The sequence below is a fragment of the Pseudomonas sp. MOIL14HWK12:I2 genome (assembly GCF_000510745.1).
Classification (GTDB): Bacteria; Pseudomonadota; Gammaproteobacteria; order Pseudomonadales; family Pseudomonadaceae; genus Chryseomonas; species Chryseomonas oryzihabitans.
In genome coordinates this window covers 217783-229373 of sequence record NZ_KI783313.1, presented here as the reverse complement: position 1 = coordinate 229373, position 11591 = coordinate 217783, and the positions used below count along the sequence as shown (strand labels likewise).

Below are 11591 nucleotides of genomic sequence, written 5' to 3'. Positions count from 1 at the left end.
TTCGCCGGTATCGACAGCGACCTTTGCGATACTTTCTGGTACTTTTCAATGATTCGTGCGGCTATCGCCCAGGGACTGACGATGACCACTGCCTTGCCACCCATCTTCAAGCTGTATGGCGAGGCCCAGGCCTGGCCGGCGCCGGACCTGCTGCACTGCGAAACCATCGAGAGTCGCAGTCGGCTGCATGCCTGGCATATCGAAACCCATCGTCATGCGGATCTCGCGCAGCTGCTCTATGTGCGCCAGGGCGGGGTGCGCCTGCAGCTGGAAGACTGGCAGGGCGAAAGGACCGGGCCGCTGCTGGTGGTGCTGCCGGTGTTGTGCGTGCATGCCTTCGAATTCGAGCCTTCGGTGGAGGGCTTCGTGGTCACCCTGCCGGTGCCTCAGCTGGAGCGCCTGAAGCAGCGCTGCCAGAGAGCCGGGCAGGGACTGTTCCTGGCCGCCGGGTGCCTGGACCTGAGCGGACCCGACGCCCCCTGGATCGACCAGTTGATCGGTCAGCTCGTCGCCGAATACGAGGGCCACAAGCCGGGTCGCGAGGTCATGCTCGAAGCCCTGCTCGACAGCCTGGCGATCTGGCTGTTGCGGCAGCATCGGCCCGAACAGGGCGCGACCCTGCCACGACGCGCCGAACAGCACCTGGGACGCTTTCTGGCGCTGGTGGAGCAGCACTATCGCGAGCACTGGAGCCTGGGGCGCTACGCGGCGGCGCTCGGGATCTCGGGAGTACACCTGAACGGCCTCTGCCGGCAGCTGGCCGGAGCCTCGGCGCTGGCCATCGTGCACCAGCGCCTGCTGCTGGAGGCGCGCCGCACCCTGACCTACACCCAGGCATCGGTGGGCGAGATCGCCGATGCCCTGGGCTTTGCCGATCCGGCCTACTTCGCCCGCTTTTTCCGCCGCGGCACCGGCCAGAGTCCGCTCAGTTATCGCCGTCTTGCGGGCCAACAACCGCCGAGCTGAGGGGCAGGGGATCGGCTGCCAGGGTTTCGCCGACGCGCGTGGCCAGGGCGTCGAGATTGAAGGGCTTGGTGATCAGGGTCATGCCGGGATCGAGATAGCCTTCCAGGTGGGCCCCCTCGGCATAGCCGGTGGCGAACAGTACCTTGAGGCCGGGCCGGCGCTGCCGCGCGATCTCGGCCAGCTGGCGACCGTTCATGCCCGGCAGGCCGACATCGGACAGCAGCAGGTCGATGGGACGGCCGCTTTCCAGCAACGGCAGGGCGCCGCGCGCGTCTTCGGCCTGCAGGGTCGCGTAGCCCAGTTCGCGCAACAGATCCACCACCATCTGCCGGACCACGGGTTCGTCTTCCACCACCAGCACGGTCTTGCCGGCGCTGTGAGCGGTGACCGTAGGGGAGGCCAGCCGCGGCGGCTCGACATCGGCGCCCAGGTAGCGGGGCAGGTAGAGGCCCACGGTCGTGCCCTGGCCGGGCAGGGAATCGAGCCGGACATGCCCCTTGGACTGCTTGGCGTAGCCGTAGATCATCGACAGCCCCAGGCCGGTGCCCTGGCCGATGGGCTTGGTGGTGAAGAAGGGGTCGAAGGCGCGTGCCATGACCTCGGGTGGCATCCCGGTGCCGTTGTCCGCCACCAGCAGCGCCACATAGTCACCGGCGCTCACGGCGTCCAGGCCATTGCCACTGTCGCTGAGATAGACATTGCGCGTCTCGATGCGGACGGTGCCGCCATGAGGCAGGGCATCGCGGGCATTGATAACCAGGTTGAGCAGGGCGCTTTCCAGTTGGTGGGCATCGGTGAGCGCCTGCCAGAGTCCGGCGTCCAGCTCGAGCTGCAGGACGATATCGCCGCGCAGACTGCGTAGCAGCAGCTCCTCCATGGAGCGCACGCAGTCGTTGACGTGAATGGGCTGCAGATCCAGCGCCTGGCGCCGGGAAAAGGCCAGCAGCCGCTGGGTGAGGGCGGCGGCGCGCTGGGCGGAGGTCAGCGCCGAATGCAGATACTGGTCGAATTTGTCCTGGCGACCGGCCTTCTGGTGCCGCTGCAGCATGTCGAGACTGCCCATGATGCCGGTCAGCAGATTGTTGAAGTCGTGGGCGATGCCCCCGGTGAGCTGACCCACAGCTTCCATCTTCTGCGCCTGGCGCAACTGCTCCTGCAGCTCCTGCTGCTCGGTGACGTCGCGACCCACGGCGTAAATCAGCTCGTCTTCAGCGCTGGCGGTCCAGTCGAGGATGCGATAGCTGCCATCGCGGCCACGCAACCGCGCCCTGAGATTGGCCGAGCCCTGTTGGCGGCCCAGGCTGCGCAGGGTATCGAAGACCTGGCGCTGATCTTCGGGATGGATGAGTTCGGTGAGCTGGATGCTGGCCAGATCGGTCTCACGCCGTCCCAGCAGGCGGGTGGCGGCGCTGTTCACCGTCTTCACCTCGCCATCGGCGCGGCAGATCACCATGAGGTCATGGCTGATGCGCCACATCCGGTCACGCTCGCGGGTGCGCAGTTCGATCTGCTGTTCCAGCTCCTGGCGCGAACGGGTGAGGACCTCCCGCGCATCGACGATGCTCTGGATATCGGTGCAGGTGCCGAACCATTGTTCGATGCGGCCTTTGGCGTCACGCACCGGTTGCGCCCGGCCGAGCACCCAGCGGTAGCGCCCGGAGCGATGCCGCAGGCGGTATTCGATGTGGTAGGGCTCGCCGGTGCTGAGGCTGTGGTGCCAGACCTTCCAGGTGCGCTCCTGGTCGTCCGGGTGGAAGACGTTGGCCCAGTCTTCGCCCTCCGTGGAGCCTTCCGGCACTCCGGTGAATTCGTACCAGCGGTTGTTGAAATAGAAGTGGTGGCCATCGGGGCGGGTGGCCCAGACCATCTGGTCGATGGAGTTGATGATGGCGCGCAGCTGCGCCTCGTTGCGGGCCAGCTCCTGAGCCTGACGGCGATGATTGCTGATGTCGATGAACAGCACCGCGAAACGATCGCCCGGCAGCTTGTGGGCGCGCACCTCGTACCAGTGTTCATGCTGCAGGTGCAGCAGGATGTCGAACTGGGTGAATTCGGCATCGCCGTTCATGAAGTCGACATAGGCAGGCAGCAGGTCGGCTTCCAGCTGCGGCAGGGATTCGCGCAGCGTCCGCCCCAGGACCTGATCCAGGGGGATGCCGGTGAGGGTGGCGAAGACCGGATTGACCTCCAGGAAACGGAAATCCTCCATCCGGCCAGCGGCATCGCGGATCGCCTGGGCCATGTAGAAGCCCTCGCGCATGCCGTGGTACAGCTCCTGCAGCCAGAGATCGCGTTCGGTGATGGCGGCTTCGTTGAGCTTGCGCTCGGTGATGTCGTAGCACACGCCCAGATAGCGGCCGCCGCCCTGGCTGGTCATCAACTGGCCGCGCCGACCGAGCCAGCGCTCCTCGCCGGTGTCGGCACGGCGAATGCGGTATTCGAGATAGTCGAGGGCGTCGTCGTCCGGCGCCGCGGTCAGGGTTCGCAGGCTGGAGACGTCGTCGGGATGCAGCTGCCGGATCAGCTCTTCCAGGGGATAGCTGCGGCGGACCGGCAAGCCCCACAGCTGGCAGAACCCCGAGGACACCAGCAGTCGGGCCTCGCCGGGTAACAGCTCGAAGGTACCGACGCGCCCGACCTCCTGGGCCAGTCGCACCCGCTCCTCGGCTATCAGCTGATCGGTCCTGTCCTGCAGCACATGCACGAAGCCGAGCGGGTGCTCGGCGTCCTTCAGGGCGGTAGTGGCGATCTCCACCCAGCGTGGCGTACCGCCCTGCACCGTGATCCAGCCGGCGCCCTGGCCGTGCTCGTCGACCAGCGCCTGATGCAGGGCGGTGGTCAGGAAGGCGGCGTCCCGACCCGACGTCAGCAGATCAGCGAAGCGCTGGCCCCGGGCTTCGCTGGCCGGCCAGCCACACAGCAGTTCGGCCCCGCGGTTCCAACGCTCGATGCACCCGTCGCGGTCGGTGATGACCAGAGCGTGGGAGGTCAACTGCAAAAGCGCCTGCTGTTCGAGCAGAGAGGTCGACATGCGGGGATTCCATTCAGCGAGCGGGCGTGTGACGGGCGTTACCTAGGCTTCGATACCCTCGCTCAGCTGGACGTTCAAACTGCGCAGGGCATTCCAGTATTCAGGATAGGTCTTGCCGACGCATTCGGGGTCCAGAATGCGGATGCCTGCCACCTTCAGGCCGGCCAGGGCGAAGCACATGGCGATCCGGTGGTCGGCGTGGGTCTCGATCACGGCATCGGTCCGGGTACCGGCCAGGGCAGGGTCGGCCGCCACCAGCAGGTCGTCACCCTCGACGCTGGCGAGACCGGCGCGAATGGCGTTGAGGCCGTCGTGCAGGGCCGCCACCCGGTCGCATTCCTTCACGCGCAGATTGGCCAGGCCCACGAAGCGCACGGGGGTTTCGTTGAAGGCTGCCAGGACCGCCAGGGTAGGAATGGCATCCTGCATCTGCGAGCCGTCGATGACCGCCGGCAGCCGAGGGAAGGCGGCGATGTGGTCGAGGGCCTTGGCATCGGGCTGGGTGAAGGCGTCGTCGGCCACCCCCAGGTCGATGGTCCCGCCAGTGAGGGCCTGGGCCGCCCAGAGATAGGTGGCGGCGGAGGCGTCCGGCTCGATGAAGTAGTCCCGTGCGACGTAGCCGGTCGGGGCGACCCGCCAGGTGGCGGCGTCCAGCTGCTCGACCTGGGCGCCGAAGGCGCGCATCGCCTCGACGGTGAGATCGACATAGCCGCGGGCACCGATGTCGCTGCCGCGCAGGGCGACGTCCACCGGTTCGCTGCCGAGCGCGGCCAGCATCAGCAGGGCGGAGACGTACTGGCTGGACAGGCCGGCATCCACCTCGAAGCGGCGCGCGGTGAGACGGCCCTGGCCGGTAACGGTCACCGGCGGGCAGCCGCTCGGCGCCTCCACCTGGATGCCATTGGCGCTCAGGGTCTCCAGCAGGGGACCGATCGGCCGCTTCTGCATATAGGTGTCACCGGTCAGGGTGACGGCGCCGTCAACGGTGGCCACCGCCGCGGTCAGGAAGCGCACCGCCGTGCCGGCATTGCCGAGAAACAGCGGTGCTTCCGGTTGCTGCAGGCGCCCGGAGCTGGTCACCACGAAGGTGGTGGCGTCGGGTTCGTCGACGGTGACACCCATCTGCCCCAGCGCCTCGGACATGTGCCGGGTGTCATCGCTCTTGAGAGCGCCGGTCAGGCGGCTGGTGCCCTTGGCCAGCGCTGCCAGCAGCAGGGCGCGGTTGGTGATGGACTTGGAACCGGGTGGGGCGACCCGTCCATGCAGCGCGACGTTGGGCGGGGTGACGGTGATGTAGGGTCTGGCGGACATGGGGGCTCCAAGCAACTTCGCGACGGCCACAACGGCGGATCGTAATGGGGGCGCCATGATGCCATTTCAGACCGCCCAGGCCAAAGCGCCCGTTCTTTAATACCACCCCTATAGGGGCAATGCTTTTTACCTGATACCCCTATTGTCACGAACGGGTCATCAAGGCGGGGTAGTGCTAGCCTTTTTCCGCCAGAGGCCGTTGCCATGTCCCTTATCCGTCCCGATCGTCGTCGCGTTCTGCAAGGCCTGGGTGCCACGCTGCTGTTGCCCGCACTGGGCCAGCGAACCTGGGCCGCACCGGCAGGGCGCCCGGGAATACCCGATGGGGTCCAGGCGGGGGATGTCACCGGCGGGCAGGCGCTGATCTGGAGTCGGACGGATCGTCCGGCGCGGATGCTGGTGGAGTGGGATACCCAGGAGAGCTTTCGCTCCCTGCGCAAGGCGACGGGTCCCGTCACCACGGCGGCCCAGGACTACACGGCCCGCATCGACCTGGCCGGGCTGCCGGCCGATCAGCGCATCTTCTACCGCGTGCGCTTCGAGGACGTAGACAGCGGCGCGCTTAGCGAGCCCGTCATCGGCCACCTGCGCTCGGCACCCAGCCAGCGCGGCGATATCCGCTTCGTCTGGGGCGGCGACACCGTGGGGCAGGGCTTTGGCATCAATCCCGACATCGGCGGCATGCGCATCTACAACGCCATGCGCGAGCGGCGGCCGGACTTCTTCCTGCACAGCGGCGACACCATCTATGCCGACGGCCCGGTCCCGGCCCAGCTGACGGTGGAAGAGGGACGCATCTGGCGCAACCTCACCACCGAGGCCAAGAGCAAGGTGGCGGAAACCCTGGACGAATTCCGCGGCAACTATCGTTACAACCTGATGGACGTCCACCTGAAGAGATTCAACGCCGAGGTACCCCAGGTGTGGCAGTGGGACGACCACGAGACTACCAACAACTGGTCGCCGAGCAAGACGCTGGATGATCGCTACCGGGTCAAGGACATCAATGTCCTGAGCGGTCGGGCCCGCCAGGCCTTCCTGGAATACGCGCCCATGCGGGGCGTCTCGGCCGACGGGGCAGGGCGCATCTATCGACGGATCGCCTATGGCCCCCTGCTGGATGTCTTCGTGCTGGACATGCGCAGCTATCGCGCCGGCAACGACAGCAATCTGGGTAGCGAGGAGGGCGGGCAGGGCGCCTTTCTGGGTCAGGAGCAACTCGACTGGCTGAAGAAGGAGCTGCAGGCGTCCAAGGCGACCTGGAAGGTGATCGCGGCCGATATGCCCATCGGGCTGCAGGTCCCGGATGGCAAGGACGCGCAGGGCCAGGCGCGCTGGGAGGCGATCGCCAACGGCGATCCCGTAGCCCCCAAGGGGCGCGAGCTGGAAACGGCCGACCTGCTGCGCTTCATCGCCCGGCAGGGGATCCGCAACACCGTCTGGCTTACCGCGGACGTGCATTACTGCGCCGCGCACCACTATCACCCGGACAGGGCGGCCTTCCAGGATTTCGAACCCTTCTGGGAATTCGTGGCGGGGCCGCTGAACGCCGGCAGCTTCGGTCCCAACCCGCTGGATGCCACCTTCGGGCCCGAGGTGGTGTTCCAGAAGGCGCCGCCCCAGGCCAACACCTCACCGCTGAGCAACTTTCAATTCTTCGGGGAGGTGGAGATCGACGGCAAGACCGCCGAATTGCAGGTCACTCTCAGGGATCAGGACGGCCGTCCGCAATTTACCCAGAAGCTGCAGCCCCTAAATAGCAATACCACCCCTATGGCATAAATACATTTAGTGATGATCCTCTGCACAGCTATCAAGAAGAGGCCCAAGTTCTTGTAAATGCTACAATCTGGTAGTTATCAGGTTGGAGTTGGCCATGCACGAAGACATCAAGAGCGCGTTCGAAGACCTCAAGCGGAGCATCGCCATCTTCAATGAGCGCTGGCCCGGGAAGGTGATAGCTGCCCGGGTCTGGCGGCTGCCGCTGCTGGCCCAGCAGCGGGTGCCTGACCACATCGCGGCGGAGTCCTTCGAGGGCAGCGCCGCGGTGGAACTCACCCGCGATGCCTTGCTGGCCTTCCATCTGCAACCCGGCCAGGCACCGGGTACGGTCAGCCGACTGCCCGGTTATATCGCCCTGGCCGAGCCGCTGATGGAGGAGATCCTGGCCATCAATACCTGCAAGGCCGCCTTCAGCGCGGCGATCGAGCAGACACGCCTGGAGCTGGAGCTGGCGCCGGAGGCGCGGCCCCGCATCATGCGCAAGGCCCTGGGTGGCGCCTTCAATACCAAGCAGCTGATCCGCAAGGTGCATGGCTTTCCCGATCCGGTCCGGCAGCTGACCTTTACCTGGGCCGGGCACACCGCAGGGGGAGAGCGGGTCAAGGTGGCCAAGGTGCGCGAGCAACTCAAGACCCTGGCCATGGCCCGTGCCGACCGGGAGCGGATCGCCCTGGATCGCACCCCGGAATGGCAGGAACACCAGGCGCTCAATCGCATGGCGGACGATGACATCCTGGTCCGCCACAAGAAGATCGCGCCGCATCCGCGGGCGATGCTCTGGTTCGGCGAGGAGAGTCGCTATGACGCCATGATCCACGCAAACCTGCCGGTGTTCGTGGTACCGGCTCAGGACGGCATGCAGGTCGTCGATCTGCGCGATTTCGACCGGACTCAGCGCGGGGCACTGCGACCCGACATCAAGCCGCGTCGCGAGGTGCTGGCCACGCGGTTGCTGTACCTGCCCACCGATAACCCGGAACGGCCCGCCGCCCAGCGCAACAACGAGGCGACGCTCAAGCGCTCGACCTACAGTCGCTGAGCCCCGATGACGTTACCGAGCGGGTGGATGTCGTAACCAGATCCTTCATGGCCGAGTGAAAAGGTAACGAAATCCTCCGCAACAGTTGCCTGCACACCAGCCTCGAATCAGAGAAACCCAGGATTTTCAACGACTTATGAATGTTGGCACGGCGAGTGCTTTATAACTGGCACAAGAACAACAAGATGCGCCGCTAACCGCCCACAACAAGAACAAGACGGCCAAGGCTCGCGAACCGATCATTTTGGAACGCTCCAGAGCAACCAAAGTAATCTGTTCACTTCCCACCTCGTTGGTGGGGCGTACTAAAGATCGATGACGTCGACGTCCGACAACAAAAACAAGAGGACAGCAGACGTACTTGAACAGGGGAGCCTCGGGGCTCCCTTTTTTCATGCCTGCAAAAAAGTCGCTGGAGGGCAGGGAATGGCCCCTGGCACAGCGCTCAGCGCTCAGCGCTCTGCTCGTGGTCCTCGCAGTACGATTTACCGTCTGGCTTTGGCGCATCTGGCATCCGTGATCTATCGTGAGCGCAGCCCAGCCGCCGCGGATACCTGTCATGACCCTTGCGAAGACCCTGCCTGCCCATTGGCTGAACGAGCCGAGGCGCTGGTCCGATACGGACGGCCTGCTGCATATCAGCACCGATCGCGGGACCGACTTCTGGCAGAAGACCCAATACGGCTTCGAACGTGACAGCGGACATTTCCGGGGTTATGCGGCCGGCGCGGATTTCACCGTGCAGGTGCGGATCACCGGGACCTTTACCGAGCTGTACGACCAGGCCGGCCTGATGGTGCGGCAGGGCAGCGAGCGCTGGTGCAAGACCGGGCTCGAGATCAACGATGGCATCGCCCATCTGGGCAGCGTCCTCACCCTGGGGCATTCCGACTGGGCCCTCGGGCCGATGCCGGATGCGGTCAGGGGATTCTGGCTGCGCATGACGCTGCACGCCGAGGTGCTGCGCCTCCAGTATTCCCTGGATGGCCAGACCTGGCCGCTGTTGCGGCTGTGCCGCTTCGCGAGCGAAGAGGGCGCGGCGCTGCAGGTCGGGCCCTATTGCTGTTCGCCGCAGCGCGAGGGCCTGGAGGTCAGCTTTGCCGACCTGCAGATCGGGCCGGCGATCGTCAAGGAACTGCACGACCTGAGCTGACCGCGCGGCGATCAGCTCATCCAGTTGCCGCCGTCGACGTTGTAGGTCTGGGCCACCACGAAGTCGCTGTCACTGGACGCCAGGAACAGCGCCATGCCGACCAGGTCCTCGGCGGTTCCCATCCGGCCGTAGGGCACGGCTTCGCCGACCAGGCGCTTCTTCTCGCCCAGCGGTCGTTGCTCGTAATGGGCGAAGAGGGCGTCCACACCTTCCCAATGCTCGCCATCGACCACGCCCGGGGCGATGGCATTGACGTTGATGCGGTGCTTGATGAGGTCGAGGCCTGCCGACTGGGTCAGGCTGATCACCGCCGCCTTGGTCGCGCAATAGACGGCCACCAGGGCTTCACCGCGGCGACCGGCCTGACTGGCCATGTTGATGATCTTGCCGCCATGCCCCTGGGCGATCATCTGCCGGGCAGCGGCCTGCAGGGTGAACAGGGGGCCGGCCACGTTGATGGCGAACAGCCGGTCATAGCTTTCCCGCGAGATCTCGACGATGGGCGCCAGGTCGAACAGGGCGGCGTTGTTGACCAGGATGTCGAGCTTGCCGGCGGTAGCGACCACCTGGGCGATGGCCGTGTCGATGGAGGCCTGGTCGGTGACGTCCATGGCCAGGGCGTAGGCGCGCGCGCCCAGTTCCTCGGCCGTTTCGTGGGCTCTTTCGATGTTGATGTCGGCGATGGCCACCGTCGCGCCTTCCCTGAGGTAGGCCTGGGCGAAGGCCTTGCCGATCCCGCGCGCGGCACCGGTGATCAGGGCGCTTTTTCCTTCCAGTCTGTTCATGGTCTTGGCTCCAATCGAGAGAAGCCGACCGCGCGGTCGGCTTCTTGGGGTAGAAAGGGATTACTTGAGATAGCCCGCGCGTTTCATCTCGCGGGTCGTCGAGGTCTGGGCCGCGTTGAGGGCCTGTTCGACGCTCATCTGGCCGGTGAGGGCAGCCGAGAACAGCTTGCCGACCGAGGTGCCGATGGCCTGGAATTCGGGAATGGTCACGTACTGGATGCCCACGTAGGGCACCGGCTTGGCCGAGGGATGGGCCGGGTCGGCGTGCTGCATCATCTCCAGGGTGATCCTGGCGAAGGGCGCAGCGCTCAGGTAGGCCTGGCTGTAGGTGGACTGGCGAGTGCCCGGCGGGACGTTGGAGATGCCGTCCTGCTCGGCCACCAGCTGGATGTATTCCTTGGAAGTCGCCCAGGTGATGAAGGTCTTGGCCGCCTCCTTGTGCTTGGCGCTCGCCGGGATCGCCAGCGACCAGGCATACAGCCAGGACGAGCCCTTGTCGGTGACCTCATGGGGCGAGGCGACGAAGCCGACCTCGTCCGCCACCTTGCTCTGGCTCTTGTCGGTGGTGAAGGAACCGGCGACGCTGGCATCCACCCAGAGCGCGCACTTGCCGCTGTTGAACAGGGCCAGGTTCTCGTTGAAACCGTTGCTGGAAGCCCCGGGCGGGCCGTACTTCTTCATGTTGTCGACATAGAAGTTGGCCGCTGCCGTCCACTCGGGACTGGTCAATTCGGGGTGCCACTGCTCGTCGAACCAGCGCGCGCCGAAGGCGTTGCCCATCAGGCTGAGCAGCGCGACGTTTTCCCCCCAGCCGGCCTTGCCTCTCAGGCAGAGGCCGTATTGCTCCTTGTCCGGCTGGTTGAGCTGACTGGCGAATGCGGCGAGTTGCGACCAGGTCGGCTTGTCGGGCATCTGCAGGCCGGCGGCCTTGAACAGGTCCTTGCGGTAGTAGGTGACGGTGCTTTCGCCATAGAACGGCAGGGCATAGAGATGGTTGTTGACCGACAGCCCCTGGCGGACTGCCGGGAAGATGTCTTCGACGTCATAGCTGGCAGGCAGGTTGTCGAGCGGCTCCAGCCAGTTCTTGGCCCCCCAGAGTGGGGTTTCGTAGGTGCCGATGGTCAGGACATCGAATTGGCCACCACCGGTAGTGATGTCGGTGGTCAGCCGCTGCCGCAGCACGTTTTCTTCGAGCACCACCCAGTTGAGCTTGATGTCGGGGTGCCGTTGTTCGAACACCTGGGACAGCCGCTGCATGCGCACCATGTCGCTGTTGTTGACGGTGGCAACGGTGACCGATTCGACGGCCTGGGCAACACCGGTCAACCCGAGACCGGCCAACAGCAGCAAGGCGATAGGGCGCTTCATCTTCTTCTCTCCGTGACTGCCACGATGGGCAGCTTGTTGTTGTTATGAATGACTGGCCGCCGATATAAATCTGATCTCGACAGCGCAGCTGGAGGGGATTACAACAGCAGGGCCAAGCCGCTGGCTAACCTGGCATTGACCAGTTGCCGATACATT

General features: G+C 65.4%; 8 protein-coding genes. 4 read left to right on the top strand and 4 right to left on the bottom strand.

Going from position 1 to position 11591, the window contains the following annotated elements; all coding sequences use genetic code 11:
- The first annotated feature begins 81 nt into the window (after positions 1 to 81).
- Positions 82 to 966, top strand: coding sequence for a helix-turn-helix domain-containing protein (locus tag PSK12I2_RS0117355; protein ID WP_037007914.1), 885 nt, complete (start codon positions 82 to 84; stop codon positions 964 to 966).
- On the opposite strand, the gene PSK12I2_RS0117350 is transcribed toward PSK12I2_RS0117355, so the two are convergent.
- Together PSK12I2_RS0117350 and PSK12I2_RS0117345 are read right to left on the bottom strand one after the other, a co-directional pair.
- On the bottom strand, positions 926 to 3997 hold the full coding sequence (locus PSK12I2_RS0117350; RefSeq protein ID WP_027599358.1) for a hybrid sensor histidine kinase/response regulator: 3072 nt from the start codon (positions 3995 to 3997) through the stop codon (positions 926 to 928). The genes PSK12I2_RS0117355 and PSK12I2_RS0117350 overlap by 41 nt on opposite strands.
- A 42-nt stretch (positions 3998 to 4039) precedes the next feature.
- Positions 4040 to 5308 (bottom strand): 3-phosphoshikimate 1-carboxyvinyltransferase, encoded by a 1269-nt coding sequence (locus PSK12I2_RS0117345; protein WP_027599357.1) that lies wholly within the window; start codon positions 5306 to 5308, stop codon positions 4040 to 4042.
- 204 nt (positions 5309 to 5512) lie between these two features.
- Here PSK12I2_RS0117345 and PSK12I2_RS0117340 point away from each other — a divergent pair, with 204 nt between their 5' ends.
- The 3 genes from PSK12I2_RS0117340 (at position 5513) to PSK12I2_RS0117330 (ending at position 9282) form a co-directional block, all read left to right on the top strand.
- Positions 5513 to 7090, top strand: a complete 1578-nt coding sequence (locus PSK12I2_RS0117340; protein ID WP_027599356.1) for an alkaline phosphatase — start codon at positions 5513 to 5515, stop codon at positions 7088 to 7090.
- A 94-nt stretch (positions 7091 to 7184) separates the two neighbouring features.
- On the top strand, positions 7185 to 8129 hold the full coding sequence (locus PSK12I2_RS0117335; protein WP_017640218.1) for a DNA replication terminus site-binding protein: 945 nt from the start codon (positions 7185 to 7187) through the stop codon (positions 8127 to 8129).
- Between the two features lie 559 nt (positions 8130 to 8688).
- Complete coding sequence (locus PSK12I2_RS0117330; RefSeq protein WP_027599355.1) at positions 8689 to 9282, top strand: DUF1349 domain-containing protein; 594 nt, start codon at positions 8689 to 8691, stop codon at positions 9280 to 9282.
- 11 nt (positions 9283 to 9293) lie between these two features.
- Here the strand turns inward: PSK12I2_RS0117330 and PSK12I2_RS0117325 are convergent, their stop codons facing one another.
- A complete protein-coding gene (locus PSK12I2_RS0117325; protein ID WP_027599354.1) occupies positions 9294 to 10067 on the bottom strand; it encodes an L-iditol 2-dehydrogenase in 774 nt (257 codons plus the stop codon).
- Positions 10068 to 10127: 60 nt separating this feature from the next.
- A complete protein-coding gene (locus PSK12I2_RS0117320) occupies positions 10128 to 11435 on the bottom strand; it encodes a sugar ABC transporter substrate-binding protein (protein ID WP_027599353.1) in 1308 nt (435 codons plus the stop codon).
- Between the last annotated feature and the right edge of the window lie 156 nt (positions 11436 to 11591).

Bases quoted from the DNA above. Each gene is read 5' to 3' on its own strand.
- PSK12I2_RS0117355 (WP_037007914.1), top strand. From the start codon at position 82: ATGACCACTGCCTTGCCACCCATCTTCAAGCTGTATGGCGAGGCCCAG.
- PSK12I2_RS0117350 (WP_027599358.1), bottom strand. From the start codon at position 3,997: ATGTCGACCTCTCTGCTCGAACAGCAGGCGCTTTTGCAGTTGACCTCC.
- PSK12I2_RS0117345 (WP_027599357.1), bottom strand. From the start codon at position 5,308: ATGTCCGCCAGACCCTACATCACCGTCACCCCGCCCAACGTCGCGCTG.
- PSK12I2_RS0117340 (WP_027599356.1), top strand. From the start codon at position 5,513: ATGTCCCTTATCCGTCCCGATCGTCGTCGCGTTCTGCAAGGCCTGGGT.
- PSK12I2_RS0117335 (WP_017640218.1), top strand. From the start codon at position 7,185: ATGCACGAAGACATCAAGAGCGCGTTCGAAGACCTCAAGCGGAGCATC.
- PSK12I2_RS0117330 (WP_027599355.1), top strand. From the start codon at position 8,689: ATGACCCTTGCGAAGACCCTGCCTGCCCATTGGCTGAACGAGCCGAGG.
- PSK12I2_RS0117325 (WP_027599354.1), bottom strand. From the start codon at position 10,067: ATGAACAGACTGGAAGGAAAAAGCGCCCTGATCACCGGTGCCGCGCGC.
- PSK12I2_RS0117320 (WP_027599353.1), bottom strand. From the start codon at position 11,435: ATGAAGCGCCCTATCGCCTTGCTGCTGTTGGCCGGTCTCGGGTTGACC.